The sequence below is a fragment of the Curtobacterium sp. MCLR17_058 genome (assembly GCF_003234705.2).
Classification (GTDB): Bacteria; Actinomycetota; Actinomycetes; order Actinomycetales; family Microbacteriaceae; genus Curtobacterium; species Curtobacterium flaccumfaciens.
Map to the genome: position 1 here is coordinate 1,983,886 of NZ_CP126262.1, position 26,929 is coordinate 2,010,814.

Sequence of the window (26,929 nt, forward strand, 5' to 3'; positions counted from 1 at the left end):
ACGAGCACGAGCACGAGCACGAGCACGAGCACGGGCATAGTCATCCTCATGGTGGTGTGAAGGGGTTCCTCTACGACCTGTTCGTGCCGCACACACACGACGCTGCGGACTCGATCGATGACGCGATGGAGGCCAGTACCGCTGGTGTCCGCGCGCTGAAGATCAGTCTGTTCATCCTGCTCGGCACGACCGTGCTGCAGGCCGTGATCGTCGCGTTCACGGGATCGATCGCGTTGCTGGCCGACACGATCCATAACTTCGCGGACGCGCTGACCGCGGTGCCGCTGTGGATCGCGTTCGTCCTCGGGCGCCGCGTCGCCAACAAGCGCTACACCTACGGGTACGGGCGGGCGGAAGACCTGGCGGGCATGTTCATCGTGTTCGTCGTCGCGCTCTCCGCCGTCGTCGCAGGCTGGCAGGCCATCGACCGGTTCATCCACCCACGCCCAGTCGAGAACCCATGGCTGCTCGTCGCGGCCGGGGTGATCGGATTCGCCGGCAACGAGATCGTCGCGATCTACCGCATCCGCGTCGGGCAGAAGATCGGCTCCGCCGCGCTGGTCGCCGACGGTGTCCACGCCCGTCTCGACGGCTTCACCTCGCTTTCCGTCGTCCTCGGCGCTATCGGTGTCCTTCTCGGCTTCCCGCTGGCGGATCCCATCATCGGCCTGCTCATCGCGATCTCGATCCTGATGCTGCTCTGGGGCACAGTGAAGTCCATCGGCGCTCGACTCATGGACGCCATCGACCCGGACCTCTACTCCCGAGCCGAGCACGCACTCGAGCACGCCGACGGAGTGCAGGCGGTGCGAGACCTCCGACTCCGCTGGATCGGACACCGCCTGACCGGCTCCGCGACCATCGAGGTCGACACCACCGACCTCAACGCGGCGTCGCACGTCGCGGGGCACGCGTCCGAGCACCTGCACGAAGCGATCGGGAACGTCGACGCGTTCACGATCACTCCGACGAGCCATCACCACTGAGCATCACGAAAGGAAGCAGCATGTCCGTCGTCAAGATCAACGCGATCACCGTCCCCGAGGGCAAGGGGGCGGACCTCGAAGCCCGCTTCGTCGGTCGGAACCACGACGTGGAACAGCAGCCCGGGTTCGAGAGTTTCCAACTGCTCCGCCCCGTGAACGGCGAGAGCCGCTACTTCGTTGTCTCTACCTGGGCAGACGAGGACGCCTACCAGGCGTGGCGGGCCGGGCAGGCCAGCGCGCACCACGGCGGCAGTAACCCGGTCGCCACCGGTGCCGAGCTGCTTGAGTTCGAGACCGTCGTCCTCTGACGCGAGGTGCGCTCGGAGCACCCGGGAGAAGCGCGGCACGCGGCGTGCTTCTCCCGGGGCCGGCCGCCTTCGCCGGCATCATCGCCGCCGGCGAAGGAGTCCACCGACACTCGCCAGTGCGAAGGGCTAGCCGAATGTCCGCGGGTCGTGCCAAGATGGTCCTGCGTTCATAGTGCGCGCCCACAGCCGGTCCTCTGGATCGGCTTTTTTCATGCCCGGTCGCTCCACTACTGTGGGATCGCTCGGCATGCGTCTGCCCGGAATCTCCCCTGTGTCGTATCCGCTCTGTACGCTGACGCTCAAGACAGCACGACGCTGTCTCCGGCCGGCCCTTTCGGGACCGGCATTTTTCATGCCCTGATCTGACTCAGGCATCCGTGGGAAGCGCTCAACGCTCCTGCCCGCCGCCGCACCTTGTTGCGTGTCGGCGCTCTCATGCCCCCACCCGAAGCCGGGTGGGTTCTGGCCGCATCTGGCCAACCCCGAAGGAGGCATCATGCCCATCACCGACATGGTGGACATGCTGATGGCCTCCGGTGGTACCGCTGCCCTGACTGGCGTCATCGCCGTCGTCGGTGGCGTGCTCAGTGTCGTCCTGTCTAAGCAGGTCGTCGCACTGATCCAGCACGTCATCGATGTCATCGACGACCGCACGCTGGCCAGGGATCCCGAGCGCGCTCGCATCGTCGCAGAACTGCGTCGAGCACGCCGCGGACAGAAGTAACCGCCGGTTCAAAAAGCCGTCCCTCATTCGGTCAGGAGAGCTCTGTCTGCTGTACGTATCAAAAACCTCCGTTTGTGGCACATCTCTCGTTTTGACTTGCGGAGAGCGCGCCGCGCCGGTGTTACACGTAGCGGAACTCTGTGTCAGTTTCTACGTGCCGTTTCCACTGACGCTCAACGGGTTCCGCTACGTTCTGGGTCATGGGTGAGCTTCTCGGGTACGCGCGGGTGTCGACAACCGATCAGGACGCGGCGCTGCAGCTCGACGCGTTGAATGCTGCCGGCTGCTACCGGGTGTGGGTCGACACAATGTCCGGATCGCTCGAGCACCGTCCGGAGCTCACCAAGCTGCTCGATCAGCGTCGACCAGGCGACACTCTCGTCGTGTGGCGGCTCGACCGGCTCGGGCGATCCATCCGGCATCTGATCGACCAGCTGCAGGCGCTGGGGGAGCGCGGTGTCGGTTTCCGGTCCTTGCAAGAGACGATCGACACAACCTCACCCGGCGGCCGGCTCGTGTTCCACGTCTTCGCCGCCCTGGCCGAGTTCGAACGGGATCTCATCCGCGAACGCACGCACGCCGGCCTCACGGCCGCTCGAGCTCGAGGGCGGCACGGCGGTCGGCCGCCCCGGCTGTCGGCCGATCAGGTGCGAACTGCCAGGCGCCTGTATGAACAACATGACATGACGGTCGCGCATATCGGGGACGTACTCGGAGTCAGTAGGACCACGGTGTACAGGGCACTCCGACGCGAGAGCGAGCCAGTCGCGGGCCGGCGTCGAAAGACGTCCGGCTGACCGTCGGGCTCGCGCGGTCCGTGCGACCGATGGGCACGGGGGTGTTGCGACATGTCTAGAGCTAAGACCGCATCTGTCGCGGAACCCCCCGAACTGACCCCATGACCGCGGTTCTCAACCGCACTGGGGCCGTGGCGCTGGGGCATACCCCAGAACGACAGAGCAGATCGAATCCTTGGCGCCACGGTGTGAGCAGCCTCGCTCTGTGTCGTCGTTTTCGCTGCGATCGGTGTCGGGTCAGGTGGTGCCGATGACGAGGGTGCTGCGGGCGGCCTCGACGACGTCGTTGGTGATGACGTCGAGCTCGTTGATCTTCAGGACGCGTTGGATCTGAGGGAGGAGGCGCTCAAGGAGCCGGAAGTTGCCGCGGGTGATGCGTTCGACGGCGGCGATGGCTTGCGCGTCGGTGAAGTCGTCGGGGTCGAGCGTCTTGCCGAGCTTGCGCCATTGACGTTCGAGGACGAAGAGCAGCTCGTCGTGGCCGAGCGGACGGTACTGGTGGGCGAAACCGAGGCGGCTGTAGAGCTGCGGGTAGTGGCTGAACTGCTTCTCGATGCCGGGCATGCCGATGAGGATCATCGCTATGCCGGTGCGGTCGTACTGGTCGCGGAGCCACTCGATCGCGTTGCCGGTGAGGCGTTCGGACTCGTCGATGATGATCAGCTCGAGCAGGGACGGGTTGGGGCCGTGTGCGTGGTCGAAGTGGCGACCCTGGAGCAGGAGGTGTTCCTCGATGCAGCGTTCGGTGCGGAGCATGTCGTGCCGGAGGTCGTCCTGCAGGGCGCGCATCGTGGCGGAGACCTCGGGCGTGTAGAAGACGGTGCGGGCTCGGTGGGCGGCGGCGTAGATCTTCGTGTCGTCTTCGCTGCGTGCGGCCCATCTGGCGATGAACGGGCCGATGCTGTCCCAGTGGGCGTAGCGGCGTGCGGAGAGGGTCTTGCCGACGCCAGCGGGGCCGAAGCAGACGCCGATGGTGTTCTGCTTCCGGACGGCGTCGGCGAACTCCGCGAACCGACGGTGTTCCTTCGTGATGATGAACTGGCTCGTCATGACCGGTCCTCCTCGTAGGTCATCAGTCGCGGTTGATCCGGTGCCGGTGCGGGTGCTGGTGGGGTGTGATCATCGGGTGTGGGGCGGACGATCGCGATGCGTTCGCGGATCTGCCCGCGCAGGGCTCTTCGTTGCGCGTTCCGGGCGGCCTGGATCTGCTTGAGACTGATGGTCTCGGTCTGATGCGCGGTACTGATCGCGGTGCACAGGAACGCGTCGCGGTGAAAGACACGGATCTCGGTGACGTCGCGGGGGTCGTACCGGACGCTGACGGTGCTGCCCACGAAGGGTGCGAGAGTGGTTGCGGTGTAGCGGAGCCCTTCGAAGTGGATGCCGTCTCGTTGCACGACACGCGTGGTCGGGACGGTGAGCAGGAACCCGTCGAGCTGCTCGAGGGAGTCCGGCATTCGTGGCAGCCACCCGTCTGCGATCCACGCTTCCAGTGGGCTCTTCCGGAGCTCGCGGTGGATGCGGGCGTTGTAGCGGCGGATGAACGTGTTGATGGCACTGTCGACACCGGCGAGATCCAGCGCCGGCGTCGGCGTCGGCGCCGAGGATCCGGGTGCGAGGTGGCCGGGGAGCGTTGGGAGCAGCTCGGTGTTGATGGTGCCGAAGAACCGCTCGATCTTCCCGCGGCCCTGGGGGCGAGCGACCTGCGAGTGGATGATGCGGAGGTGCAGCACGGCGGCGGTGTCGCCGATTCGGTGGCTGGTGAAGTCGGACCCGTGGTCTGTGTAGAGCACGTCTGGGATCCCGCAGACAGGCCAGTCCGGTTCCGGCTTGTGCCAGATCGCTTGCCGGAGCGCGAGCGCGGTGTTCGCGGCGGATGGGGCGCCGAGGAACACCATGTACCCGCAGACCGCGCGGGAGTAGTCGTCGAGGATCACCGTCAACCACGGCCGTTCGGGCTTGCCGTCGGGTCCGACGATGAGCAGATCGAGCATCGTGTGGTCCGCCTGCCAGATCGCGTTGGGGCGATCCGCACGACGTCGGAGCAGCAGTTCGTGCTTGTCCCGATATGACGCGGGCCCCTCAAGCGCGAGCGTCACCATCCCGGGATCAAGCCCGTTCACGATCGACCGCACAACGGAGTACGACGGCGCTGAGAGACCTCGTTTGGTGCAGTAATTGTCGACCTGGCGGTGAATCGTGGCGATCGAAGGTCGTGGCTTGGTGAGTGCGAGCCCCTCAATCAGGCGCACCAGTTCCGGTGCCGTCCGTCGGGCGCCGTGATCGGTGCGGGTGCCGTCGGCGAGAGCCGGGTATCCGCCGGTTCGGTAGCGGGCCAACCAGCGTTGCAGGGTGCGCTCAGCGACGCCCGTCGTGCGGGCCAGGGTGGCGAGCGGGATGGCGTCCTCGACGTGCAGTCGAAGGATGCCCCACCGCTCGCTCGCGTCCATAGCCAGCTACATCGTTGGGGAAGGCTTGGTTCGTCGCGCCGCGACGGGCTCGGCGTGCTTCGCGAGTGCACGGTAGATGGTGGTGCGGCTAACGCCGAGCACGTCGCCGATCTGCGCGACGGTCATGTCCTGCTGTTCGTAGAGCCGGCGTGCGGTGCGCACCTGGTCCGCGGAGAGCCGAGATGGTCGGCCGCCGGTGCGGCCGCGGGCTCGAGCGGCGGCGAGGCCGGCGTTGGTGCGTTCCTTGATGAGGTCCCGTTCGAACTCCGCCAACGCGGCGAAGACGTGGAACACGAGCCGGCCGCCGGGCGAGGTGGTGTCGATGGTCTCCTGCAGGGACCGGAACCCGATGCCGCGCTCGGCGAGAGCGTGCAGCTGATCGATGAGGTGCCGGATGGACCGGCCGAGCCGGTCGAGTCGCCAGACGACGAGAGTGTCGCCGGGGCGGAGCTGGTCGAGGAGCTTGTCGAGCTCGGGCCGGTGTTGGAGCGACCCGGACATGGTGTCAACGAACACGCGGTAGCAGCCAGCGGCGTTGAGCGCGTCGATCTGCAGCGACGCGTCCTGGTCTGTGGTGGACACGCGCGCATACCCGAGAAGGTGACCCATGAAGAGAACGTAGCGAAACTCGACCAGGAGGGGTAGTGGCGGCACGTAGATTCTGGGACTGGGTTCCGCTACAAGACACGGCGCCTCGCACCCGGACTGAGCGCCGGTACGGATAGTTGTAGCGGAATCGTTCGTATTTGTTACGTCTGCCGCGCTCGCGCGGCGAGCCGGAGTGCTTGCACGGAACGGAGGTGTTGTTCCGATCGGTGGCGGCCGTTGGCGGGAGACGGATGTGGTGCTGCGATGACCGGAAGGAGTCGGGGGTGCTCGTCCAGGGTGAAGTGTCGCATGACGCCGTCGAGGGCAACGGCCCCGTACGTGACGATCGCAGTGAGAGCGGGGAGGGCCGCGAGCAGTGTGGCGAGGGCATGCCGCCCCTCGTCGATGTCCTCGAGTCGCACGCGGTCGGGCAGTTCCCATGGGACAAGGTTCCAGCGGACGTACTCGCCGCGTGCGAGTCCGGACTCGATACGGGCTGCTCGGAACGCGGCCGCGGTCGGGCCCGGGTTGTCCTCGCTGCAGATCGCTGCGTGCGCTGCGGCGATGGTCTGGGGGCCAGGCGACTGCATCAGGACCAGGACACGGCTGAATCTGCCGCCGGATCGTGGGTCGAAGCTCGGGACGAACCGTCGGCTGCCGTCGGGCGCGGTCCGCCACGTCTCCGCGAGACCGTTCAGCGATCGAACGTCAGCGAGTTCCTCGGGGGTACTCATGCCGGCTGTGGCGGTGCCAGCAGGGTGCCACGGATGACGGATCCGTGAAAGGTGCGAAGGGCAACGGTGATCCATGCGGCGACGAGGCCGGCGTAGTAGATGACGGCGAGGACGGCAACGACGGTCAGGCCTGAGTGCAGGGCGAGCCCGTTGACTCCGGTGACGCAGGTGCCGACGGGGAACGTGAACGACCACCAGGTCAGGCTGAACGGCAGGTGTTCGCGGGCGGTCCGGACGGTGACGGCGAGGGCGATGGCGGTCCACAGCAGCGCGAAGCCGAGCATCGCGAACCCGTACACCAGCGCCACGACCAGGAGCGCGTGAGCGGTGGAGGCATCGACGACGGTGGGTGCGTTCGATGCGAGGAGGTTCACCGCCGTGATCGACTGTCCGACGGGTCCGAGCACGATCCACAGGGTCGGGACCATGCCGGCGGCACCGACCTTGTGGTGCGCGAGACGGTTCCAGATCAGCGTGATCACGACCAGCGACGTGATGAGGCTGAGGCCGAAGAAGCCGTAGCAGGACCACAGCAGCGTCTCCCGCGCCTGTCCGGCGGGAGCGTACGGCAGCAGCAGGGCGCCGGTGGAAGCGGACACCATCGGCGGGACGATCGGCATCAGCCAACCGCCGAACGCGGAGTCGGGCGTGTTCTCGTGGCGGGTGAACGCCAGGTACGGCACCAGGACTGCCGTGAGCAGTCCTCCGATGGTGCCGATGGTCCACAGGACCCAGTCGATGGTGACGGCGGCGGGCAGGCCGACCCAGTCCTTGCCGAGCAGGAGTGTCCCGGCGCCGACGGTGAGGAACGCCATCGGTGGTGCGCCGTAGAAGTGGGAGATGACCGGGTTGAGGTGGTGCCTGGCTGCGGTGCTCCGGTAGCGGATCCAGTGCAGCACCGTCGCGATCGTGAGGGCGACGAGGAGCACCGCGGCGATCGCCCACACGACCGTCGCCGCGATGCGCAGGCCGGGGAACTGCAGTGGGAGTGACGCAGCTGCGACAGCGACGATCCCCGTGCCCATGATCGACGCGAACCAGTTCGGTGTGAGATTCGACACGATCAGGCCTGGCCGCTCCAGGTCACGGAACAACGCCGTCTGCGGCCGTTGGGGCAGCTGGCTACCGTTCGCGGGTGCAGGGTCCGTGCGGAGCGTTGTCATGGGCCAAGCCTGCGCGAATCCTGCCTCTGGCGGTACCGGGAACCTCTTGGCAGGGCACAATCGTTGGTTGTGGCACTACGGCGACTCACGGACCGAACGCTCGACCTCGACACACTCGACGTGCTCGCATGCGTCGCCGAGACCGGCTCCCTCTCCGCTGCCGCTGGAGCGCTCGGCGTCACGCAACAGGCAGTGTCTGCTCGGATCCGGGTCGCCGAGCGCATGGTCGGTCATTCGTTGGTGCACCGCTCGACCACGGGGTCGGTGCTGACCGAGACCGGCAGGCTCGTCGTCGGGCTGGCCGGACCGGTCCTCGACGCGTCTCGCCACCTCGAAGCAGGAGTGGCTGCGCTGCGGACTCCGACGGGTTCGCTCGTCGTCGCAGCGTCACAGACGATCGCGGAGCTGCTGCTGCCGGGCTGGCTTCTCGAATTCCGACGCCGTGAACCAGACGTGCGGGTGCGTCTGATCGCGGGCAACTCCGCCGCGGTGACGGACCTCGTGCAGTCGGGTGGCGCGAACCTCGGGTTCACGGAAACCCCGGTGACGGCGGCCGGTGTGTCCGCGCAGGTGATCGCGAACGATGAGCTCGCGGTTGTCGTCGCGCGGGACCATCCCTGGGCCGGATCGACCGGGATCACCGCGGAGGTCCTGGCGACGACGGCTCTGCTCATGCGGGAAGAAGGCTCCGGGACTCGCGCGACCCTCGCCGCATGGGTCAGGGAGGCCGGTTTGAGCATGTCGGTTCCGGCCGCGGTGCTGGAGACCACGAGCATCATCCGGGCGAACGCACAGGCAGGAATTGCACCGGCGGTGATGAGCCTTCGCACGGTCGCCGCGGACATCAACGACGGGTCGCTGGTGCGAGTCCCGCTCTCTGGGCCGCCACTTGCCCGGCCGTTGCGGGCGATCTGGTCGGGAGAGCCCCAGCCAGCTGCTTCTGCTTTCCTGCGCGTCGCCCACGAGGTGGCCGGTCGGGGTCAGCGCAGCCCGTAGGGCAGCTCCGGATTGTTCTCCGCGATCTCGGTGAGCCGGTTGTACTTCGCGACGCGTTCTCCGCGGGCGGGGGCGCCGGACTTGATCTGCCCGGTTCCGGTGCCGACGACGAGGTCCGCGATGAACGTGTCGGTGGTCTCGCCGGACCGGTGCGACACCATGCTCCGCATCCCGAGCGAGCGTGCGACGCCGATCGCGTCGAAGGTCTGGGAGACGGTACCGATCTGGTTCGGCTTGATGAGCGCTGCGTTCGAGAGCCCGTCCTTCCCGCCGTCGCGGATGCGCTGCGGATCGGTGACGTAGAGATCATCGCCGACGATCTGGAGCATGTCGCCGAGCGCGAACGACATCGCCTTCCAGCCGCCGTGGTCGTCTTCGGAGAAGCCGTCTTCGATGCTCCGGATCGGATACCGGCTGATGAGGTCGCGGTAGTAGTCGACCATGCCTGCGCGGTCGAGCCGGCGGTCCACGACCCGGTAGCTACCGTCACCGAGCGCGAACTCGTTCGCCGCCGGGTCGAGTGCGATCGCGACGGTGTCGACGCCGGGCTCGTAGCCAGCGGCACTGATCGCGGCGACGAGGAGGTCGAGGGCTTCCTCGGGCGCGGCGATCGATGGGGCGAAGCCGCCTTCGTCCCCGAGACCGAGACTGCCGAACCGTTCCCGGACCAGTGCCGCCAGTGCGTGGTAGACGTCCGACCCGATCCGAACCGCGTCGGTCATGGTCTCGGCGTTCACCGGGGCGATCATGAACTCCTGGAAGTCGAGCGCGTTCGCTGCGTGCGCTCCGCCGTTGAGCACGTTGAAGTGCGGGACGGGCAGGCGGGGCGTGCTGCCGGTGACGTCTGCGATCCAACGCCAGAGCGGCAGCTCCGCTGCGGCGGCGAGAGCGCGTGCCATCGCGATCGAGGTCGCGACGACACTGTTCGCGCCGAGCCGGCGGTAGTTCGGGGTGCCGTCGAGGGCAGCGAGGGCGGCGTCGGCCTGCCCGATCGAGGTCCACGACTGGCCGGTGATCATCGGTGCGACGTCCGTCGTGATGAGGTGCAGTGCCTGGCTCACGTCGCGGCCGCCGTAGCTGCTGCCGCCGTCGCGAAGCTCGACAGCCTCATGCGCGCCAGTGGATGCGCCTGCGGGGGCGTCACCGGTGACGACGGTGCCGTCCTCGAGCTCGAGACGCACCTGGATCGTTGGGTAGCCGCGGGAGTCGAGGATTCGGGAGCCGTGCAGGCTGCTGATGGTGACGGGGCGGCTGGTGTGGGTCACGTACTCGCCCTGATGGTGGGTGGTGTGGTGGACGTTGCTGATGTAGTCGTTCATGGCGGTTGTCGCCTTTCGGGTTGGTCGTGCGGGTGTGGGCCGCGGGGAGGCGGAGGGACGACCTCCTGGCGATCACTGGGCGCCAGTTGCCTCCCCGCGGCGGTTCAGGGCGCGCACTGGATGGTGCGCGGGTGCCGGTCAGGGGTGCGGGGTGAACCGTTCCTGTGCGGCGCGGATGATGGCTTCGGCGTCGACACGGTTCGCCCACCCGTTGGTGGTGACGTGCTTGCCGTGCTCGATCTCCTTGTAGTGGGCGAAGAAGTGCTCGATCTCCGCCAGGACCGGCTCGGCGACGTCGGAGATGTCCTGGACGTGGTCGAAGCGGATGTCTCCGGCGGGGACGGTGAGGATCTTGTCATCGCCGCCGTTCTCGTCGACCATGCGGAGCATTCCGACCGGGCGGACGTCGATGACGACGCCGGGGAACGTGGGCCGGGGCAGCAGCACGAGCGCGTCGAGGGGGTCGCCGTCGTCGCCGAGAGTGTCGTCGATCGAGCCGTAGTCCTGCGGGAACACCATGCTGGTGAACACCGCCCGGTCCAGGCGGATCTGTCCGGTGGCGTGGTCGACCTCGTACTTGTTGCCGCTGCCGCGGGGGATCTCGATCGTGATGTCGAAGTGCATGAGCTGTTCGTCTCCCAGTCGGATGGTCAAGTGAGGGTGCCGAGGGTGACGCCTCCGGCGGCTGCGGCGACGGAGACGACGAGCATCCCGAGCCCGTTCAGGGCAGCCGCGGTGGTGCGGCCGGTGCGTGCGAGGCGGACGGTCTCGAAGCTGGCGGTGCTGAACGTGGTGTAGCCACCCATGAGCCCTGTTCCGAGCACCGCGACGGGGGTGGCGCCGAGGTGACCGGCGGCGCCGGTGATCAAGCCCAGCAGGAACGAGCCGGTGATGTTGATCGTCAGTGTCCCGACCGGGAGCCGGAACTGCCGACCCCGGTTGATTGCACCGTCCAGGAAGAACCGTGCGGCCGCGCCGACACCGCCAGCGACCGCGACGCTGAGGAAGGCGAGGGCGCTCATGATGTGGCTCCGTTCGGTCGGACCAAGCCCGCGATCGCGAGGCCGCTACCGGTGGCGATCGCGCCGGCGAGGACCGTCAGGAGCGCGTACCCGGTGCCGGCCAACCCGCGGCCGTCGAGGAATAACACCGCGGTGCTGGTCGCGAGGGTGCTGTAGGTGGTGAACCCGCCGAGGACACCGGTTCCCAGAAGCAGGCGCAGTGTCCGGCGGCGACCCTCGTCAGGTCCGCGATGCGCGAGGTGTTCCAGCAGCACACCGAGCAGGAGCGCGCCGGCGATGTTGATCCAGAAGATCGCCCAGGACACCTCCTGCTGAGCGGGGAACGCGGTGCTGAGTCCGTCGCGTGCGGCGGTACCGATGGCGCCGCCGAGTGCGACGACACCGAGGTACCGCCACCGCAGATGCACTGGCCGGTCGATACGTTCCGGGTCGTTGGCGTCGATGTCTGGGTCGGGCGGGAGCTGCCCATCGGGCAGGTGCGTGTCCGTTCGGGAGGTCATGTTCCACCTTCCGCAGCGACCGCTGCCGCTGCTGCTCGTGCTGCCGGATGCAGGTACTCCCCACCCCGCGGACAGAACCCACCGTCGCCGTCGAACCGGTAGATCAGGGGTTCGCCCGTGGGGAGGTTCAGGTCCGCGAGCTCACCGTCAGTTAGGCCGTCCATGCAGGCACACAGTGCCCGCAGTGAGTTGCCGTGCGCGACGACGAGCACTGTCTGCCCGTCGCGGAGTGCCGGGGTGATGCTGTGCGACAGGACGGGTTGGACCCGGCGGATGACGTCGGAGAGTGTTTCGGTTCGACGAAGTGCCGCCCACGGCAGTCCACGAAGCGCCGGCGTCCGCCGGAGCGCCAGCCACGCGCGGATCGACATGCGTGGTGGCCGTCCCGTGCGGGTCCGACGAACAGCGAAGAACTGCTCCGCCCCCAACGCCGCTTGCGCATTCTGCTTGGACATGCCGGTGAGGGCGCCGTAGTTCCGCTCGTTCAACCGCCACGTCGACTCGATCGGCGCATCACGTCCGAGGACGTCGGTGACGAGCTCCGCCGTGTGGAGCGCCCGCTCGAGCGTCGACGTGAGCACGAGGTCCGGTCGGATGCCGGCATGCAGAAGTAGCAACCCAGCCCGATTCGCTTCGGCGCTGCCCTGTTCGGTCAGCGCGACGTCTCGCAAGCCGGTGAAGGTACCGGCAGCGTTCGCAGTGCTCTGTCCGTGGCGGAGCAGAACAAGCTGGCCGGTCACGGGGTGTCCCACGGCAGTGGGGCATCGAACCCGACCGGATCAACGGGCACTACGAGCACTGAACGGTGCTGCTGATGGGTCAGCCGTACCGCGACCGACCCCGTGAAGAACTCCGCGATTCGACCCGCTCCCGTCCTGGCCCCGACGACCAGCATCGCCGCGTCGCGGTCTTCGGCCACCTGCGACAGTGCCCGGCTCGGATCCCCGACACCCGGGACGAACGTGACGTCGACGCCGTAGGTCGTTGCGGCAGCACGTACTGCCGCCTTGTCACTGTCCGACAAGCCCTGCGGTGTCGTGTCAGCGGTGTCAGGGTCGATCGGTTCCACCATCACCGACCCGTCCGAGCGCGTACCGGCATCGAAGAGCGATGCATCCACGCTGACGCACACCAGCGTCGTACCGAAGCGCCGCGCGATAGACGACGCAACCTCGATGACCCCCGGAGCGAGGCCGGGCAGGACGCCGACGACGACCGGTCCGGAACCGATTGGTGCTGTCATGACACTCCCTACCTCAGGCGCGCAGAAGCGCGACCAGCTGAGATAGGGACTGTTGTCGACAACTGTCGAGGTTGGGTCCGGCAAGCCCCACTACCGGGTCCGAAGACACCACCATTATGCACCCGAACCCCAAGTCACGCGGGCCGTCTCGCGCACCCGCGACGTCCCGACACCGAAGGAAGCGATTCCGACGACACGGAGCGAAGCTGCCCACAGCCACGGCCAACAGCCCCGAGGCGCACAAAAACGACTCGGGCCGTAGGCTTCACCCAAAGCGTCAGGGCCGAGAGGGACATGTGCAGCCTGTCGGCGTGAGCGAGGAGCTAGGTTGGCGGATTGGCAGCGACTTTCGGTACGTGACGGGCGCAGAGCCCCGGTGGAGCTGTCTGCGGGCTTCAGTCCACCTGCGACCATCGCACTGGTGCATTGGCTTGAAGGAGCATTTGGCTACCGTGATTCGTTCGCAGGTGTTCGAAACAAGCTGATCATTGATGTTGCTTTGGCCGTCAACACTGCCGTAAACACTCGGAACTACCAGACGCAACCAATGCGGCAGCTTCTGAATGAAGTGGAGCGGGATGACGACCTCATGCTGGACGTCCTCGATGCTGTTCTCCATCTTGGAAACCTGCATACGTCGACTGTCGCCGAGTTGCGGACTATCCTACGGCAAGCATTCTCGATCTGGACAGTAGCGGACACCGGTATCGCTCTTGAGCGACGCGTTTCTGATCAGCTGCATGACGCCTACCGTGATGTTACCAGCGGGCAGGATGAAACCTCGAAAAATCTACAGGAAGCCTGGACGCAACTCTACGGACTCACGCCAGACCCGTCCGACGCGTGGGACCACGCCATCAAGGCACTCGAAACCGTGCTTGTGCCTCTGGTGGCGCCGAATAATAAGCGAGCGACACTTGGTACCGTGATCGCCGAACTGCAAAAGGAGCCGGACGGTGTGCAATTTGGTCTCGGCACCACAGCGGATCTAGCGAGGACGCTTCGATTCGCCTGGCCGAACCCTGATCGGCACGGGGGAAACGAAAATCGGACGCCCCTGGCGCGAGAAGCAGCTGCGGTGGTGCATCTAGCGATCGCCGTCGTGGAGTGGCGTCGACAGGGAGTCATTTGCTCCAGTAATGTCTAAGGTCAACTGCTTCGTCGACCGGCTGTCCTCCGACCTGGACGAGAGCAAATTCCGTGGCGTTGATAGGCGCGGCTGCACATAAAGCCTTAGTATCGGCAGGTGGCCGTTCATGAACTCGAACACTGGTACGTGCGCACGAGGCAGTACTTGCAGGATGCGCTGGACCTCGTGGACCTTACGTATGCTGGGACTAACGCGCTGTCCACGGTTCCGGAGTTCGTCCGGATACTGAACGAACAGCGGCCTGATCGCGATCCTGATCGCGTTTCGGCTGCCAATGTACAGGCTGCGCGGACGTCCAGACTAGTTGCAAGTGCCCGAACGACGGATTTCGCGTTACTTCATGCGCACGCGATCATGGGGGTTTGGGGCGCGCTGGAAGCTGGCATCGAGGATCTCGTCGTGGCGTGGCTGGTTCATCGTCCTGAACTGGTTGCCGACGGCCCCCTGGCGAACATGAAAGTCGTAGCTTCGGTTTTTGAGAAAATGGCGCGGGAGGATCGAATGCGACTGCTTGTCAGCGATTGGCGTCGCGGTAAGCGATTCATCGGCGTTTCGGCGCTGGAGAGCATGCTCGAGCTGGTGAATCTCGACGGCGGCGTCTCGGATTTGGTTCGATCTAACCTTCGCCTGATGCAGCAGTACCGCCATCTAGTTGCCCACCGCGGTGGTGTCGCTGATCAGCGATTCGTCGAGACTTGCGCCGATCTCGGGTACGCATCGGGCGAGACTGTGCGAATCAACCGCGATCAGATGGGGAACATGCTTCTCGCGGGGACCGTGTACGCGGCCGAAGTTGACGACCGCGTGCTTGCTGCTTTGGGGCTACCGGCAGTTGAGCGGCCGATCCCTAAAGAGTGGGCTAAACCGAAGCTGAGGTAGGAGCGGCCTATCTGCGCGAACGAGGACAGCCGGCCACCCCTCGGGGTAATCGGCCGCCCGAGCAGAGTGCTGTCGCAAAGCCGGCAGGACACGTCCCACAAGTTCGCGTAGTCGGCGTGAACGTCCGCACGATGAGCATCCGCACCGCGCGGCGATCGCCGCTGCGGTCCTCGAGGGCGAGCGCGTTAAGCACGGTGCCGACCGGGTCGGCATCGCCCGGCCTTCGGTCCAGCGGACGCGGAACGAACACGGCATTCCTGCGAACTACGGCAGCGCACGGTCCGTCGCTGAGGACACCTCGCGGTGACTCAGCTTTCGCTCCTGCGCTGTTGCTCACGCTCAACGGCAGCCTCGATGCGGGCCCGCACAACCGGCTTGCGCATTTGCCGCTCGATCATCGCGTCAGTGAACCCGGAATTTCTCATCACAGCGACCAGGACTGCGACCAGGACGGCGAACATCAGCACGTACCCAACGACGTACACGAAGCCTGACGCAAAGCCTCGGATTGCGCTGCCCGAACTGACAGCCACGATGCAGACGGTCTCCACCGTCCCGGCCGCGATGACCGTCCCCACAAGCACGTATCGGCTGATCGCAACCAGCCATTCCGTGAGTCGTCCTGTACCGACGAGCGCGTCTTCACGGCGCGCTTCGAACGCAAGGACAAGCAATCCGACAGGAATCACCTGTGCGATGACTCCGGCCCCCTCAACACTGATCATGGCTCAGATGCTACGGGCGCCGGGCATCTCACAGTCGCGCGTCGTGCTCCATAAGCATGGCTTTGAGCGTCGGGAGCGGGATGTCATCGCGCTCCTCGACCCAGAGCAGACGCAGCCGGTCGTGGACTCCGTCGGAGTGAATCTGCTCGACTGCGCGCCAACGCACCGCTCCGACACCGCGGACGAACGTACTGCTCTCAACGACCTTGCCATCCATGCCGCCATCGTAGGACCGACAGTGAGCTACAGCCAGATCAGCGAGATCGCGTCGGCGGCGCCGCCGAGCACCACCCCAAGTCCGACGAGCACCGCGTCGTTACGAGCGATCGTGGGTGCCTGGCGTATAGCCCGCGCCTGCGCCCGAATGATCGCGTTGCCCTGTCCGTACGAGACGGCAGCAGGATCTTCGCTTTCGGGCTTCGGCGCTGCGTCGAAGTCACGCTTGTCTTCTGTCGCGCTGCGGTACAGAAAGCGCGAGCGATCCGGTGTCCAGATGCCGGTTCGTCGGTGGACTTGGACTGCGGGCCTCCGTCACGTGGAGAAGCCGTTGTACTGCTTCGCAGCCGAGTGGTCGCTACGCTCCCGATCCATTCGGCTGGCGCTCGACACCGCTTAGCGGCTTACCGGCGTACCGATCCAATTCTTGGGCGCGGCGTTCCCTCTCAGACTGATATCCGGGATATGATCCCGGCATGCCTGTTCCGAAGTCTCCGACAAGCCAGGGTCCCCGCCGTCTTCTCCGTGATGTCGTTTACGAGCAGATGCTCGAGGCGATCGAGAACGGCACGCTCGAGGCGGGGGAGCGCCTGAACGATGAGGAGCTCACGAGCTGGCTCGGTGTCTCGCGCACCCCGGTGCGGGAAGCGATCGCGCGGCTCGAGTCCGAAGGTCTCGTGGAGATGGCCGCGAACCGGTACACCCGGGTCGCCAGTCTCTCCGGCCCGGCGCACGACCAGGCCGCCATGCTCCTCGCCGCGCTCCACGCGTGGGCGATCGACCACGCCGGCGACGCGACCGCCGATGCGCGGAAGACCGCGGCCGCTGCCGCGAGCAAGGTCACCGCGGGCGTCGACGCGCACGACGTCGACGCGTACCGGGGGCTGCAGGACGCGGTCGCGGCGCTCATCGCCGGGTTCGACAACCCGCTCTACACGGGGACAGGGGCCGCGGTGCGAGGGCGGGTGAAGTTCCATGCCCCTGCCCTGGACGCGAACATCGACTGGGACGCCGCGGTCGCAACAGCTGGCGCCCTCGCGAAGATCTGACCGCCGACGTTCGGCAGCGGGCGAGACGCATCGCGGACTGTTGCCACTGTGGATGAGAAGAATATCGCGACCGCGCCTGACCGGGGGCGGGACGGGTGTCGGTCCGTGAGTGCCGGCGATGGGGCTCCTAGCTGTTTGTGCAGGTCGGTGATCGGCGGGTCAAATGAAGTTGATGGGTATTCGTGCGACCGCAGATGGTGCGGTTGAAGACGTCATCGTGAACCCACGTGAGTCGACGATCAGCCCGAGGACGCGCTGCACGCACCTTGTGTCGAGGACTATCTCGTCGATCGGCTCCGGGACCTGGGGGCTCTCGGCTGTATGTATTAACCACGCGCAGCGCCGGCTGGGTTATCAGCGCCGACTCGGAGCAGCTGGTGACGATGCGCCACGGCTGAGCGGGGTGAGGTGGAGGCGCGCGGATTGTTGGAGCGGCACGATGTCAACAAACTCGCCTTCCACCACCTCGAGGGCGGGAAGGTCCCGTTCGGCCGTCGGGCGCAGAAGCTCCGACCATCGATCTCCGCTTAACGGCCGAGCTAATGGCGGCGGCGAAGCGCCCCACGCGCGTGCACGTAGCGCTCGTACTGCGAGCCGCGGTATCGCTCGTGCTGGCCGATTGCGGTGTAACTGAAGCCGAGCGTGTCGGCCACGAGTGGCGCGGGCATCGCAGCGACGAGATCGTCGAGTGCGCCGTTCTTTGCGGCAAGCACGTTGACCCCCAGCCCTGTGACTACGGCGTGCAGGTGGTTCTGCGTCATGTGCGAGCCGGCTCGCGTCCCGGGGAAGAGGAATGGATTGCCGGTGATGTTCCCGGTGCGGTCTCTACTTCGGGAGGCGAGATGGTCTCGAACCAGACCGGCGAAGGGCTCTGGGATCGGCGCCGCATCCGCGGCAACTACGAGAACGAGCCTCCCGTCGGGTTGCGTCTGGATGACTTCCTTCGGAAATTCGACGATACGGGCGATTGGCTGACCGAATACGAGCAGCAGCAGCATCGCGACACGGTCTGCAGTGCGGATCGCGTCGTCCTGCAGGAAACGCCTGATTGCGTCCAGGCGATCGTCTTGAGTCATCCGGCGGGTGGCGCGGACGGCGCGGCGGGGTACGTCCAAGGGTGCGGTAGCTCGCGATCGCGCAGTGAACTGCAGGAACGAACGGATCGTGTAGCGGGTGGTGTTACCCGTCACGAGCCAGACGTCAATGTCCGACTGCCTGCAGTCGGCGAGCGTGGTCGAGCGTTCGGCGAGCCAGTTGGCGAAGTCGACGGCAACCGTGATCTCTTGCTTCGCGTTATGGACGCCTCGATGACTGTCAGTGCGGGTGCTCTGCGTCCGAAGCCGCCGGAGGTGGTGCCAGCTCGCGAACCGCTCAACCGTGTCGCGGGCCGATTCATCCACCACGAGCGCGGCCTTCTCGCGGATCCACATCTCGAATTGCGCGAGAGGTTCGTCGCGACGGGGGAGTGCGTCGACATCGACGAGCAGTGCTCGTAGGTGTCGGACGGTCGCGTCCTGGGCGAGCGCATCGAGCGCATCGTGACCGATGGACACTGTGCCGGCGCCCAGCGCTTCGAGCAGTGCACGGGGCTTCTTTAGGCGCAACCACTGGTAGATGCTCGCCGGCCGATCCGCGCCGAGTAGGCGTTCACGGAGCCGAACTAGCCGCGGGTCGGCGTCGGGGGCATCGAGACGAAGGTAGGCGTTCAGGTCGGAGCGATTCACGCAGGTCTCGCACTGGCCGGCGCGTTTCAACGCGCCTTCCTGCCCGCAGACCGTGCATCGAAACGACGTCCGAATCTCGGCGCAATCCGCACAGATCGGAGCGCCCTGCGAGTTCAAGCCGGGAAGCAGCCGATCCACTCCGCACGCGGGGCAGAGGCCGTGGGTGTGAGTGGCAGTGTCGAAGCAGCGGCCGCAGATGCGGCCCTCGGGGAAGCTGTACTTGACCCGTGGCACCATCTCGCGGCAGCGAGGGCAGAGCACGACTCCGGGCCCGGGCGGTCGACCGCGTCCTCGACGTGGATTTTTCTCAGTCATCGGGGGTCACTCGCGCGCGCCGTGGTCGGACTTTGTCGCTGGCGGGATCCTGCCGGGGTCTGGCGTTGACAACCTTCGCGAGGGCCGCATCCTCCGCAGTGACCGTGATCAGCTCAGCGGGGGAGCAGTGGAAGACATCGCAGATTGCGGCGAGGACCGGCAGCGAGATTCGCTCCGGGCGCTGCTTGACGAGCCGCCAGATCTGGGCCGAGGACAGGTTGATTCCGCGTTCGGCTAGATGGGGGGCGAGGTCGGTGGAGTTGTGCATCTTGTTCCGCGCCATCAACTCGGCCAGGTGCCAGGTGTAGTCAGTGTCGCGTTTCATGAGCTTCCCGCCGTCGGATGAAGGGCATCCTCAATCATGCCGTCCAACACGGCGCGCAGCGTCGACGTTCGGTAGTCGCTCGAGACGTCGGTGTAGATCGCCGTGGTGGAAGCGTATTCGTGTCCCACCTGTTGCTGCACGAACAAGGCGTCGAATCCGTCCTCGATGAGATGGCTCACGTACGAGCGGCGGAGCGAGTGGAACGTGAGTTCGCCTCCTAGACCGAGCTCGGAGCGGTAGCGTCGGAAGCGCGCCTGCAGCGTCGCCCCGGACACCAGGCTCCGGCGTTCGGTCGGGAACAGGTCGAGGGACTCGCCCCGATAGTGGACGCTCCGCTCGACCCAGTCCGCCAGGACCTCGGAGCCCCATGGACGTACGGCGAGCACGTTGCGCTGTTTGTACCCGGAGCCCTTCATCGCCTTGCCAAACCGGACGTTGAGATGCCCGTACTTGTTGAACTCCGGCGCGTGCGGATTCCGGGTAAAGTCAACGACCTGGAGGTGGCGTACCTCGTTCAGGCGAAGACCGAACAGGTACGCGGTTTTCAACACCGTCGCGTCCCGGAAAGCTGCTATCCAGCCCTTGCGTCCGAGACGCGCGATCCGCTCCGTTTCGTCATCGGCGAAGTCGAAGAGCGCCTGCAGCTCGCCTCGTGTGAACGCACGTCTGGTGCCGCCATGCTCAACATCCTGCACGTGGCGCGCGGCATTCCAGTCGGTGAGCACGCGAACAGGATGCGTCCCGAAAAGTTCCAAGCACCGGTCGATCCACCCGTAAGCGGGATCGCAGACGTAGTCACAGAACAGCTTCAAGGAGTTCTGGTAGCCGCGGATCGTGGACTGCACGTTGTGGTGAACCGACCGACGGTCTGCGAAGAACTCGTCCACCGACGCGATCGTCCAGTCCCAGGGGTAGCTGCCCGCATGGTCCACGAACAGCCTGATCAACGACTCGCGCTGATCGGCTGTTGTGAGCGAAAGGTTCCGAGACAGCTGTTGGTTTCGCCATCCGACGAGCATCTCTTCGAACGTCTGCGCGTCGGGACGCAGCATGGGCACCCGATGGGCGTCAATCACGAACAGCCCGCGGTCGTCGACAGCCATCTCGTTCCTTTCATCGGATGCGAGAATCATGCGTCTTCCGAACGATCCGCGCAAGCAGTTGGATCAGGTCGGCATGTTGGACCCGGGGGCCGCGAGTCACAGACCGGACTTTGTTACCGTCAAGGGGCAACGGACGCTCGTATACGAGCAAAAGCCGCAGGGTAGCCACGCTCTCATCCCGCCGGTAGCACGTCTTTCATCTGGTTGAATATTAACGGGTTGAGTTGACATAATATGCATTATCGGCGCTCCGGCGGAGATGCTTCGTGAGCAGAAGAGGTCGAGTCCGCTGCACGGACTCGACCTCTTCTGCTCGCTGGATGACGACGGCGTCAGTCGGCAGGCTTCGTCGGGACGTCGTCGGCGTCGATCTCGAGCGCCGCCGGCTCGCCGCCCTGTTCCTCCAGGGTGTCCTGGTCGGTGTCGGGCTGCTCCGGCGACTCGCTCTGGGTGGTCTCTTCGGCTGGGTCAGGCTGGCTGTAGCTCATGCGCCGGACGGTACGCCCGCGTTCCTGAACAGCTGCAAGCTCGACGCCCGAGACGTTTGGTGAGCGGCAATGGTCGAGTCCATCCGCTGGGCTCGACCATTGCTGCTCACGATGCAGGCGCGCCAGGCGGGCTTTGGCTCACGCCTGGTTGAGGAGGACCGCGGTGGCGATGTAGCCGATGATCCCGACGACGATGGCGACGATCGACAGGATGATGCCCGCGAGGATCATTCCCCGGCTGCCACCGCGCTTCCGCGCGAGGATGCCGAGCACCAGACCGACGATGCCCGCCACCACACCGATGATGGCGATGAAGATGCCGCCGAAGGTCCCGATGATGCCGAGCACCAGGGAGACGATGGCGAAGGTGTTCGACTGCGCGGGCACGTTGCCGGGGTTGGACATGGTGGAGCTCCTTCTGGTCAGGACGCCGATCCAGGCCGGGGAGCCGATCGTGAGCGTCAGTCAGAACGGTAGTCCTCACACACGGCTGGTGCCCAGATTCGCCGCCCGAGCCTGTCCCCCGGCTCAGGCTCCGACGTACGCCGCGAGGTGTTGCCCGGTCAGCGTCGACCGCGCCGCCACGAGTGCAGCGGGCGTCCCCTCGAACACGATCCGTCCACCGTCGTGCCCGGCGCCCGGCCCGAGGTCGATGATCCAGTCGGCGTGCGCCATCACGGCCTGGTGGTGCTCGATCACGACGACCGTCCGGCCGGCGTCGACGAGCCGGTCGAGCAGGCCGAGCAACTGCTCGACGTCGGCCAGGTGCAGGCCCGCGGTCGGCTCGTCGAGCACCACCACGCCGCCCTGGTCACCGAGGTGCGTCGCGAGCTTGAGCCGCTGCCGCTCTCCCCCGGACAACGTGGTGAGCGGCTGTCCGATCGTCAGGTAGCCGAGCCCCACGTCGGCGAGCCGGGCGAGGATCGTGTGGGCGGCCGGCAGTGCGGACTCCCCCGCTGCGAAGAACGCCAGCGCGTCGGCGACGGACATGCCGAGGACCTCGCTGATGTCCTTCCCGCCCAGGTGGTACCCGAGCACGGACTGGTCGAACCGCTTGCCGTCGCACTCGACGCAGGGGCTCGCGACGCCCGCCATCATGCCGAGGTCGGTGTACACGACACCGGCACCGTTGCACGCCGGGCAGGCGCCCTCCGAGTTGGCGCTGAACAGCGCGGGCTTGACGCCGTTGGCCTTCGCGAACGCCTTGCGGATCGGCTCGAGCAGGCCGGTGTAGGTCGCCGGGTTGCTCCGCCGTGACCCACGGATGCCGCTCTGGTCGATGGCGACCACGTCGTCGCGCCGGGCCAGCGACCCGTGGATGAGCGTGCTCTTGCCCGAGCCGGCGACCCCCGTCACGACGGTGAGCACCCCGGTGGGGACGTCCACGTCGACGTCGTGCAGGTTGTGGGCCGAGGCGCCGCGGATCGCGATCGCCCCGTCCGGACGACGGACCTCGGACTTCACGGTCACGCGGTCGTCCAGGTGCTGACCGGTCACGGTCCCGCTCGCACGCAGCCCGTCGACGGACCCCTGGTAGCAGAGCGTCCCACCGCCGGAACCGGCACCGGGTCCGAGGTCGACGACGTGGTCGGCGATCGCGATGACCTCGGGCTTGTGCTCGACGACCAGGACGGTGTTGCCCTTGTCGCGCAGCCGGACGAGCAGTTCGTTCATCCGCTCGATGTCGTGCGGGTGCAGCCCCGTGCTCGGCTCGTCGAAGACGTACGTGACGTCACTGAGCGAGGAGCCGAGGTGCTTCACCATCTTCACGCGCTGTCCCTCTCCCCCGGACAGCGTGCCGGTCGGGCGGTCGAGCGACAGGTAGCCGAGTCCGATCTCGACGAAGGACTCGAGCAGGTCGCGGAGCCCCTCGAGCAACGGCCCGACCCCCGGGTCGTCCAGGCCCTGCAGCCAGGCGACGGCGTCGGTGATCTGCATCGCGCAGACGTCGGCGATGCTGCGACCCGCGATCTTCGACGAGCGGGCGGTGTCGTTCAACCGGGTCCCGTCGCAGGCCGGACACGTCGTGAAGGTCACGGCGCGGTCGACGAACGCCCGGATGTGCGGCTGCATCGCCTCGCGGTCCTTCTGCAGGAACGATCGGCGGACCCGGTGCACGAGCCCCTCGTAGGTCATGTTGATGCCGGCGATCTTCTGCTTCGTCGGTTCGCGGTACAGGAAGTCCTGCCGCTCCTGCTCGGTGAAGTCGCGGATCGGGGTGTCCCGGTCGAAGTAGCCCGACTCGGCGTACAGCCGCACGTTCCACCCGTCGGTCCCGTACCCGGGGATCGTGAGGGCGCCGTCCCCGAGCGACTTCGTGTCGTCGAACAGCTGCGTCAGGTCGATGTCGTTCACCAGCCCCCGGCCCTCGCAGTCCGCGCACATGCCGCCGAGCCGTGTGAACGAGACCTTCTGGGCCTTCGCGTCCGCACCCTTCTGCACCGTGATCGCTCCCCCGGCCGTCACGGTGGCGAGGTTGAACGAGAACGCGTTCGGCCCCCCGATGTGCGGCTGACCGAGTCGGCTGAACAGCACGCGCAGCATCGCGTTCGCGTCCGTGGCGGTGCCGACGGTGGAGCGCGGGTCGGCGCCGATGCGCTCCTGGTCGACGACGATCGCGGTGGTCAGGCCGTCGAGCAGGTCGACGTCCGGACGCGCGAGCGAGGGCATGAACCCCTGCACGAACGCGCTGTACGTCTCGTTGATCATCCGCTGCGACTCGGCGGCGACGGTGCCGAACACGAGCGAGCTCTTGCCCGAGCCGGAGACCCCGGTGAACACCGTGAGCCGCCGCTTCGGCAGGTCCACGTCGACGTCGCGCAAGTTGTTCGCGCGGGCACCGCGCACCCGGATCCGGCCGTGCCGGTCGGCAGGGTGCGCGTCGGCGCCGGTGGGGTCGTCGTCGACCGGATCGGTGTGCATGCGGGTCAGCGTACCGACGGGAGGCCCGTGGCGGGGCCGCCACGGGCCTCCCGTCCGGTCCCGGGTCGGCCGTCAGGCCGTGGTGCGGTGTTCAGGCGCCGTGACGGCGCACCAGGTCCGGCAGCTCGGCGGGTTCGAACTCCTCGTCGGTTGCGTCGAGCTCGTCGGCGGTCCACCACCGCGAGGCGAGGATGTCGACGCGCTCGTCATCGGTCCACTCGGCGTCCGACAGCTCGAAGCCGGGCGTGCGGACGACGTAGAACTCGGCGTGCCCGCGGTCGTGGTCGGCGAGGTCCCACTCGACCGTGAAGTCCCAGGACCACACCGGTTCGCCGGGTTCGTCGATGACGATCCCGGTCTCCTCGCGCAGTTCGCGGATCGCGGCGTCGCGGTGGGTCTCCCCCGGGTCGACCCCACCACCCGGCGTGATCCAGCGGTGGGCGCCGTCCGACGAGGGCGAATTCGTGTCCATCAGGAACACGCGGCCCTCGGGGTCGAGCAGCAGGATGCGGGAGGTGCGGCGCAGGCCGGGCTTGGCGGTCACCCGCCCGACGTTAGCCGACGAAGCCGCTGACGTCGCCGACCAGCTTGGTGTGGTCGGCGGGGATCGGCTCGACGGCGGCGAGGGCGATCTCGGCTGCGAACTCGGACACGCTGTAGAGCTTGCCGACCTCCTGCCGACGACCCTCGATCGCGCCGGGGTTCAGGCGGTTCAGCAGCGTCGCGGTGATCGTGCCCTCGATCATGTCGCCGGAGACGACGACGAACTCGATGCCGGCGGCCTCGAGCTGCGGGATGAGCTCACGGAGGGCGAGTTCTCCGGCGCGCTTGCTCTTGGCGACCGGGACGTACTCGTCCATCGTCTCGGCGGTCTCGACGAAGTGGGCCTGGTGGCTCGTGACGAACACCACACGGGACCCTGCGGGCATGTGCGGCACGGCGGTCTGCAGCATGTCGACCTGGGCGTCGCGGTTCAGGCGGAGCGCGTAGTCCTCGCCGACGCCGGACTCCATTCCGCCCGACGCGTTGAGCACGAGCAGGTCGATGCCGCCCCACTCCTGGACGACGGTGTCGACGAGGGCCTGCACGGAGTCGTGCTCGGTGAGGTCGGCGCCGACGGCCAGGGCGGAGCCGCCCGCCTCGACGATCTTCTCGGCGATCTGCTCCGCGCGCTTGGCCTTGTTGCGGTAGTTCACGACGACCTTCGCACCGGCCTCGGCGAGGTACCCGACGGTGTCGGCGCCGATGCCACGGGACGAACCGGTGACGACGGCGCGCTTGTCGGTGAGGGATCCGGGGGCGAGGGGGTTGCTCACAGTCGTGTTCTCCAGGTCTGGTTCCGGCCGGTCGGGCGCACCGAGCCTACCAATCGCCTGCACGACCGTCGGACGGCCCTGATATGTTGAACGGAGTTGTACCGGCTGTCGCGACGCAGCGAGCCGCCGCGCGCGACCGAGGGAGGGAGATCGCGTGAACGGAATCGATTGGATCCAGAGCACCGTCTGGATCGGCCTGGTGTTGCTCCTGGGCGTGGTCGAGATCTTCACCCTCGACTTCATCTTCATCATGCTTGCGGCGGGTGCCGCCGGCGGGTTGATCGCCGCGTTGCTCGGCGCCCCGTGGTGGCTGTCCGCCATCGTCGCCGCGGTGGCCGCCCTCGTGCTGCTGTCGCTCGTCCGACCGCGACTGCTCGTCGCGCTCGGCCGCGGTGCCGACCCGCACCGCACCAACGTCGAGGGGCTCATCGGGCTCGCCGGCACGGTCGCGGTCGCCTTCACCTCCTCCAGTCCTGGTCAGGTGCGCCTGGCCAACGGCGAGACCTGGAGCGCGCGGTTCGCCGCGGGCTCCGTCGACCGCACACCGCCACTCGGGACCCCCGTGGTCGTCGAGTCGATCGAGGGGTCGACCGCGGTCGTGCGCCTCGCAGAAAGGGCCACCTCGTGACCAGCATCTCCCCGGGGACGATCGCACTGCTCGTGCTCGTCCTCGTCGTCGTCATCTTCGTGATCGTCGTCCTGGCGAAGGCGATCCGGATCGTCCCGCAGGCCACCGCGGGCGTCGTCGAACGACTCGGCAAGTACCACAAGACCCTCAACCCGGGCTTGAACCTTCTCGTCCCGTTCATCGACCGCCTGCGGCCGCTGCTCGACATGCGTGAGCAGGTCGTCTCGTTCCCGCCGCAGCCCGTGATCACCGAGGACAACCTCGTGGTCTCGATCGACACGGTCGTCTACTTCCAGGTGACCGACGCCCGCGCCGCGACGTACGAGATCGCGAACTACCTCGGCGCCGTCGAGCAGCTCACCACCACCACGCTCCGCAACGTCGTCGGTGGCCTGAACCTCGAAGAGGCACTGACCAGCCGCGACAACATCAACGGCCAGCTCCGCGTCGTCCTCGACGAAGCCACGGGCAAGTGGGGCATCCGCGTCGGCCGAGTCGAGCTCAAGGCGATCGAGCCGCCCGTGTCCATCCAGGACGCGATGGAGCAGCAGCTCCGTGCCGAGCGCAGCCGTCGTGCCGCGATCCTCCAGGCCGAGGGCACCAAGCAGTCCCAGATCCTCGAGGCCGAGGGGCAGCGGCAGGCCGCGATCCTGGCCGCCGAGGGTGACGCCAAGGCACAGGTGCTCCGTGCCGAGGGTGAAGCCCAGGCCATCGCGACCGTGTTCGAAGCCATCCACACGGGTGACCCGGACGAGAAGCTGCTGTCCTACCAGTACCTGCAGACCCTGCCGAAGATCGCCGAGGGCACCTCGAACAAGCTCTGGATGATCCCGAGCGAGTTCACCGAGGCGCTGTCCGGCATCGCGAAGGGCTTCAGCGCCAGCCGCGGTGGCGGCGCCGGTCCGGTCGCCGGCGGCGCCGGTGGCACGGACTTCCTGTCCCGGATCTCGAAGCTCGCGAACGAGAGTCTGGCGAACACCGCAGCGGCGGACACCACGATGCCGCGTGCGGACGCCACCGCCGCGGACATCGTCCCCGAGTCCGACCTCGACGCGCGCCTGGCGGAGTCGAACCGCAGTGTCGACGCACACCTCGCGGCGGCCGACGACGCGACCGCTGAACAGGTCGCCGACACTCCGCCCACGCCGGGCGACGATGCCTCCGGTCACCGCACCAGCGACGGCTCCGGTCGGCGCTGACGCTCCGGCACCAACGAACGACGACGCCCGCCCCGGGAACCGGGGCGGGCGTCGTCGTGT

General features: G+C 67.0%; 31 protein-coding genes. 10 read left to right on the forward strand and 21 right to left on the reverse strand.

What is annotated here, in order from left to right; genetic code table 11:
* The first annotated feature begins 125 nt into the window (after nucleotides 1–125).
* The 4 genes from DEJ11_RS09475 (at nucleotide 126) to DEJ11_RS09490 (ending at nucleotide 2,815) form a co-directional block, all read left to right on the forward strand.
* Nucleotides 126–986, forward strand: a complete 861-nt coding sequence (locus DEJ11_RS09475; RefSeq protein ID WP_502866918.1) for a cation diffusion facilitator family transporter — start codon at nucleotides 126–128, stop codon at nucleotides 984–986.
* Nucleotides 987–1,006: 20 nt separating this feature from the next.
* Nucleotides 1,007–1,294, forward strand: coding sequence for an antibiotic biosynthesis monooxygenase family protein (locus tag DEJ11_RS09480; RefSeq protein ID WP_111103601.1), 288 nt, complete (start codon nucleotides 1,007–1,009; stop codon nucleotides 1,292–1,294).
* A 496-nt stretch (nucleotides 1,295–1,790) separates the two neighbouring features.
* Nucleotides 1,791–2,018, forward strand: coding sequence for a hypothetical protein (locus DEJ11_RS09485; protein WP_111058267.1), 228 nt, complete (start codon nucleotides 1,791–1,793; stop codon nucleotides 2,016–2,018).
* A gap of 200 nt (nucleotides 2,019–2,218) precedes the next feature.
* Nucleotides 2,219–2,815: a recombinase family protein gene (locus tag DEJ11_RS09490; protein WP_111103602.1), complete on the forward strand. Its 597-nt coding sequence runs from the start codon at nucleotides 2,219–2,221 to the stop codon at nucleotides 2,813–2,815.
* Nucleotides 2,816–3,052: 237 nt separating this feature from the next.
* On the opposite strand, the gene DEJ11_RS09495 is transcribed toward DEJ11_RS09490, so the two are convergent.
* From DEJ11_RS09495 to DEJ11_RS09515, 5 genes are all read right to left on the reverse strand, one after another.
* Nucleotides 3,053–3,865 (reverse strand): AAA family ATPase, encoded by an 813-nt coding sequence (locus DEJ11_RS09495; protein ID WP_055960810.1) that lies wholly within the window; start codon nucleotides 3,863–3,865, stop codon nucleotides 3,053–3,055.
* Complete coding sequence (locus tag DEJ11_RS09500) at nucleotides 3,862–5,265, reverse strand: TnsB C-terminal domain-containing protein (RefSeq protein WP_111103603.1); 1,404 nt, start codon at nucleotides 5,263–5,265, stop codon at nucleotides 3,862–3,864. The genes DEJ11_RS09495 and DEJ11_RS09500 overlap by 4 nt, the downstream gene beginning before the upstream one ends.
* A gap of 6 nt (nucleotides 5,266–5,271) precedes the next feature.
* Entirely contained in the window at nucleotides 5,272–5,874 is a 603-nt protein-coding gene (locus DEJ11_RS09505) for a recombinase family protein (RefSeq protein WP_055960814.1), read from the reverse strand.
* A 140-nt stretch (nucleotides 5,875–6,014) separates the two neighbouring features.
* Nucleotides 6,015–6,443 carry a uracil-DNA glycosylase family protein gene (locus DEJ11_RS09510; RefSeq protein ID WP_228506156.1) on the reverse strand — a complete coding sequence of 143 codons (429 nt, stop codon included), beginning with the start codon at nucleotides 6,441–6,443 and terminating at the stop codon, nucleotides 6,015–6,017.
* 140 nt (nucleotides 6,444–6,583) lie between these two features.
* Nucleotides 6,584–7,648: a TDT family transporter gene (locus DEJ11_RS09515; protein WP_253183654.1), complete on the reverse strand. Its 1,065-nt coding sequence runs from the start codon at nucleotides 7,646–7,648 to the stop codon at nucleotides 6,584–6,586.
* Nucleotides 7,649–7,819: 171 nt separating this feature from the next.
* Between DEJ11_RS09515 and DEJ11_RS09520 the strand changes: the two genes are divergently transcribed.
* Entirely contained in the window at nucleotides 7,820–8,746 is a 927-nt protein-coding gene (locus tag DEJ11_RS09520; protein ID WP_071403819.1) for a LysR family transcriptional regulator, read from the forward strand.
* Here the strand turns inward: DEJ11_RS09520 and eno are convergent.
* The 6 genes from eno to DEJ11_RS09550 all read right to left on the reverse strand — a co-directional run bounded on the left by eno (nucleotide 8,731) and on the right by DEJ11_RS09550 (nucleotide 12,830).
* Entirely contained in the window at nucleotides 8,731–10,065 is a 1,335-nt protein-coding gene (gene eno / locus DEJ11_RS09525) for a phosphopyruvate hydratase (RefSeq protein ID WP_084740375.1), read from the reverse strand. The genes DEJ11_RS09520 and eno overlap by 16 nt on opposite strands.
* Before the next feature lie 138 nt (nucleotides 10,066–10,203).
* On the reverse strand, nucleotides 10,204–10,689 hold the full coding sequence (locus DEJ11_RS09530) for an inorganic diphosphatase (RefSeq protein ID WP_071403818.1): 486 nt from the start codon (nucleotides 10,687–10,689) through the stop codon (nucleotides 10,204–10,206).
* Between the two features lie 26 nt (nucleotides 10,690–10,715).
* Nucleotides 10,716–11,087, reverse strand: coding sequence for a fluoride efflux transporter FluC (locus tag DEJ11_RS09535; RefSeq protein WP_071403817.1), 372 nt, complete (start codon nucleotides 11,085–11,087; stop codon nucleotides 10,716–10,718).
* Nucleotides 11,084–11,587: a fluoride efflux transporter FluC gene (locus DEJ11_RS09540; RefSeq protein ID WP_375537598.1), complete on the reverse strand. Its 504-nt coding sequence runs from the start codon at nucleotides 11,585–11,587 to the stop codon at nucleotides 11,084–11,086. Before DEJ11_RS09540 ends, DEJ11_RS09535 begins: the two co-directional genes overlap by 4 nt.
* Nucleotides 11,584–12,327 carry a 2,3-bisphosphoglycerate-dependent phosphoglycerate mutase gene (locus tag DEJ11_RS09545; protein WP_055960826.1) on the reverse strand — a complete coding sequence of 248 codons (744 nt, stop codon included), beginning with the start codon at nucleotides 12,325–12,327 and terminating at the stop codon, nucleotides 11,584–11,586. Before DEJ11_RS09545 ends, DEJ11_RS09540 begins: the two co-directional genes overlap by 4 nt.
* Nucleotides 12,324–12,830 (reverse strand): universal stress protein, encoded by a 507-nt coding sequence (locus DEJ11_RS09550; RefSeq protein ID WP_060915497.1) that lies wholly within the window; start codon nucleotides 12,828–12,830, stop codon nucleotides 12,324–12,326. Before DEJ11_RS09550 ends, DEJ11_RS09545 begins: the two co-directional genes overlap by 4 nt.
* Before the next feature lie 421 nt (nucleotides 12,831–13,251).
* On the opposite strand from DEJ11_RS09550, the gene DEJ11_RS09555 reads away from it, so the two are divergent.
* Complete coding sequence (locus tag DEJ11_RS09555) at nucleotides 13,252–13,977, forward strand: hypothetical protein (protein ID WP_146250052.1); 726 nt, start codon at nucleotides 13,252–13,254, stop codon at nucleotides 13,975–13,977.
* A 99-nt stretch (nucleotides 13,978–14,076) separates the two neighbouring features.
* Entirely contained in the window at nucleotides 14,077–14,859 is a 783-nt protein-coding gene (locus DEJ11_RS09560; protein WP_146250053.1) for a hypothetical protein, read from the forward strand.
* A gap of 308 nt (nucleotides 14,860–15,167) precedes the next feature.
* Here the strand turns inward: DEJ11_RS09560 and DEJ11_RS09565 are convergent, their stop codons facing one another.
* Both DEJ11_RS09565 and DEJ11_RS09570 read right to left on the reverse strand, forming a co-directional pair.
* Nucleotides 15,168–15,584: a hypothetical protein gene (locus tag DEJ11_RS09565; protein ID WP_111103605.1), complete on the reverse strand. Its 417-nt coding sequence runs from the start codon at nucleotides 15,582–15,584 to the stop codon at nucleotides 15,168–15,170.
* Nucleotides 15,585–15,612: 28 nt separating this feature from the next.
* Nucleotides 15,613–15,801, reverse strand: coding sequence for a hypothetical protein (locus tag DEJ11_RS09570; RefSeq protein WP_111103606.1), 189 nt, complete (start codon nucleotides 15,799–15,801; stop codon nucleotides 15,613–15,615).
* A 475-nt stretch (nucleotides 15,802–16,276) separates the two neighbouring features.
* On the opposite strand from DEJ11_RS09570, the gene DEJ11_RS09575 reads away from it, so the two are divergent.
* Complete coding sequence (locus DEJ11_RS09575) at nucleotides 16,277–16,849, forward strand: GntR family transcriptional regulator (RefSeq protein WP_111103608.1); 573 nt, start codon at nucleotides 16,277–16,279, stop codon at nucleotides 16,847–16,849.
* Nucleotides 16,850–17,388: 539 nt separating this feature from the next.
* Here the strand turns inward: DEJ11_RS09575 and DEJ11_RS09580 are convergent.
* From DEJ11_RS09580 to DEJ11_RS09615, 8 genes are all read right to left on the reverse strand, one after another.
* A complete protein-coding gene (locus DEJ11_RS09580) occupies nucleotides 17,389–18,690 on the reverse strand; it encodes a site-specific integrase (RefSeq protein WP_284176625.1) in 1,302 nt (433 codons plus the stop codon).
* A gap of 190 nt (nucleotides 18,691–18,880) precedes the next feature.
* Nucleotides 18,881–19,213 (reverse strand): helix-turn-helix domain-containing protein, encoded by a 333-nt coding sequence (locus DEJ11_RS09585; protein WP_111058261.1) that lies wholly within the window; start codon nucleotides 19,211–19,213, stop codon nucleotides 18,881–18,883.
* Nucleotides 19,210–20,316: a tyrosine-type recombinase/integrase gene (locus DEJ11_RS09590; RefSeq protein ID WP_111058270.1), complete on the reverse strand. Its 1,107-nt coding sequence runs from the start codon at nucleotides 20,314–20,316 to the stop codon at nucleotides 19,210–19,212. Before DEJ11_RS09590 ends, DEJ11_RS09585 begins: the two co-directional genes overlap by 4 nt.
* 332 nt (nucleotides 20,317–20,648) lie before the next feature.
* The gene (locus DEJ11_RS09595; protein ID WP_163343611.1) at nucleotides 20,649–20,804 is read right to left on the reverse strand and encodes a hypothetical protein; all 156 of its coding nucleotides are present in this window, start codon (nucleotides 20,802–20,804) and stop codon (nucleotides 20,649–20,651) included.
* A gap of 138 nt (nucleotides 20,805–20,942) precedes the next feature.
* On the reverse strand, nucleotides 20,943–21,209 hold the full coding sequence (locus tag DEJ11_RS09600; RefSeq protein WP_111103609.1) for a DUF4190 domain-containing protein: 267 nt from the start codon (nucleotides 21,207–21,209) through the stop codon (nucleotides 20,943–20,945).
* Between the two features lie 123 nt (nucleotides 21,210–21,332).
* Nucleotides 21,333–23,726 carry an ATP-binding cassette domain-containing protein gene (locus DEJ11_RS09605; protein ID WP_220038325.1) on the reverse strand — a complete coding sequence of 798 codons (2,394 nt, stop codon included), beginning with the start codon at nucleotides 23,724–23,726 and terminating at the stop codon, nucleotides 21,333–21,335.
* 91 nt (nucleotides 23,727–23,817) lie between these two features.
* The gene (locus DEJ11_RS09610) at nucleotides 23,818–24,270 is read right to left on the reverse strand and encodes an NUDIX hydrolase (RefSeq protein WP_071403789.1); all 453 of its coding nucleotides are present in this window, start codon (nucleotides 24,268–24,270) and stop codon (nucleotides 23,818–23,820) included.
* Nucleotides 24,271–24,280: 10 nt separating this feature from the next.
* Nucleotides 24,281–25,042 carry an SDR family oxidoreductase gene (locus DEJ11_RS09615; RefSeq protein WP_111024422.1) on the reverse strand — a complete coding sequence of 254 codons (762 nt, stop codon included), beginning with the start codon at nucleotides 25,040–25,042 and terminating at the stop codon, nucleotides 24,281–24,283.
* A 154-nt stretch (nucleotides 25,043–25,196) separates the two neighbouring features.
* Here DEJ11_RS09615 and DEJ11_RS09620 point away from each other — a divergent pair, with 154 nt between their 5' ends.
* Together DEJ11_RS09620 and DEJ11_RS09625 are read left to right on the forward strand one after the other, a co-directional pair.
* The gene (locus DEJ11_RS09620; protein WP_110863722.1) at nucleotides 25,197–25,670 is read left to right on the forward strand and encodes an NfeD family protein; all 474 of its coding nucleotides are present in this window, start codon (nucleotides 25,197–25,199) and stop codon (nucleotides 25,668–25,670) included.
* Nucleotides 25,667–26,869, forward strand: a complete 1,203-nt coding sequence (locus tag DEJ11_RS09625; protein WP_111024423.1) for an SPFH domain-containing protein — start codon at nucleotides 25,667–25,669, stop codon at nucleotides 26,867–26,869. The genes DEJ11_RS09620 and DEJ11_RS09625 overlap by 4 nt, the downstream gene beginning before the upstream one ends.
* The last annotated feature ends 60 nt before the right edge of the window (nucleotides 26,870–26,929 follow it).

Excerpts from the sequence above, each read along its gene's own strand:
- DEJ11_RS09475 (WP_502866918.1), top strand. The coding sequence starts at position 126 with ATGGAGGCCAGTACCGCTGGTGTCCGCGCGCTGAAGATCAGTCTGTTC.
- DEJ11_RS09480 (WP_111103601.1), top strand. The coding sequence starts at position 1,007 with ATGTCCGTCGTCAAGATCAACGCGATCACCGTCCCCGAGGGCAAGGGG.
- DEJ11_RS09485 (WP_111058267.1), top strand. The coding sequence starts at position 1,791 with ATGCCCATCACCGACATGGTGGACATGCTGATGGCCTCCGGTGGTACC.
- DEJ11_RS09490 (WP_111103602.1), top strand. The coding sequence starts at position 2,219 with ATGGGTGAGCTTCTCGGGTACGCGCGGGTGTCGACAACCGATCAGGAC.
- DEJ11_RS09495 (WP_055960810.1), bottom strand. The coding sequence starts at position 3,865 with ATGACGAGCCAGTTCATCATCACGAAGGAACACCGTCGGTTCGCGGAG.
- DEJ11_RS09500 (WP_111103603.1), bottom strand. The coding sequence starts at position 5,265 with ATGGACGCGAGCGAGCGGTGGGGCATCCTTCGACTGCACGTCGAGGAC.
- DEJ11_RS09505 (WP_055960814.1), bottom strand. The coding sequence starts at position 5,874 with ATGGGTCACCTTCTCGGGTATGCGCGCGTGTCCACCACAGACCAGGAC.
- DEJ11_RS09510 (WP_228506156.1), bottom strand. The coding sequence starts at position 6,443 with ATGCAGTCGCCTGGCCCCCAGACCATCGCCGCAGCGCACGCAGCGATC.
- eno (WP_084740375.1), bottom strand. The coding sequence starts at position 10,065 with ATGAACGACTACATCAGCAACGTCCACCACACCACCCACCATCAGGGC.
- DEJ11_RS09530 (WP_071403818.1), bottom strand. The coding sequence starts at position 10,689 with ATGCACTTCGACATCACGATCGAGATCCCCCGCGGCAGCGGCAACAAG.
- DEJ11_RS09535 (WP_071403817.1), bottom strand. The coding sequence starts at position 11,087 with ATGAGCGCCCTCGCCTTCCTCAGCGTCGCGGTCGCTGGCGGTGTCGGC.
- DEJ11_RS09540 (WP_375537598.1), bottom strand. The coding sequence starts at position 11,587 with ATGACCTCCCGAACGGACACGCACCTGCCCGATGGGCAGCTCCCGCCC.
- DEJ11_RS09550 (WP_060915497.1), bottom strand. The coding sequence starts at position 12,830 with ATGACAGCACCAATCGGTTCCGGACCGGTCGTCGTCGGCGTCCTGCCC.
- DEJ11_RS09565 (WP_111103605.1), bottom strand. The coding sequence starts at position 15,584 with ATGATCAGTGTTGAGGGGGCCGGAGTCATCGCACAGGTGATTCCTGTC.
- DEJ11_RS09570 (WP_111103606.1), bottom strand. The coding sequence starts at position 15,801 with ATGGATGGCAAGGTCGTTGAGAGCAGTACGTTCGTCCGCGGTGTCGGA.
- DEJ11_RS09575 (WP_111103608.1), top strand. The coding sequence starts at position 16,277 with ATGCCTGTTCCGAAGTCTCCGACAAGCCAGGGTCCCCGCCGTCTTCTC.
- DEJ11_RS09585 (WP_111058261.1), bottom strand. The coding sequence starts at position 19,213 with ATGAAACGCGACACTGACTACACCTGGCACCTGGCCGAGTTGATGGCG.
- DEJ11_RS09590 (WP_111058270.1), bottom strand. The coding sequence starts at position 20,316 with ATGGCTGTCGACGACCGCGGGCTGTTCGTGATTGACGCCCATCGGGTG.
- DEJ11_RS09595 (WP_163343611.1), bottom strand. The coding sequence starts at position 20,804 with ATGAGCTACAGCCAGCCTGACCCAGCCGAAGAGACCACCCAGAGCGAG.
- DEJ11_RS09600 (WP_111103609.1), bottom strand. The coding sequence starts at position 21,209 with ATGTCCAACCCCGGCAACGTGCCCGCGCAGTCGAACACCTTCGCCATC.
- DEJ11_RS09605 (WP_220038325.1), bottom strand. The coding sequence starts at position 23,726 with ATGCACACCGATCCGGTCGACGACGACCCCACCGGCGCCGACGCGCAC.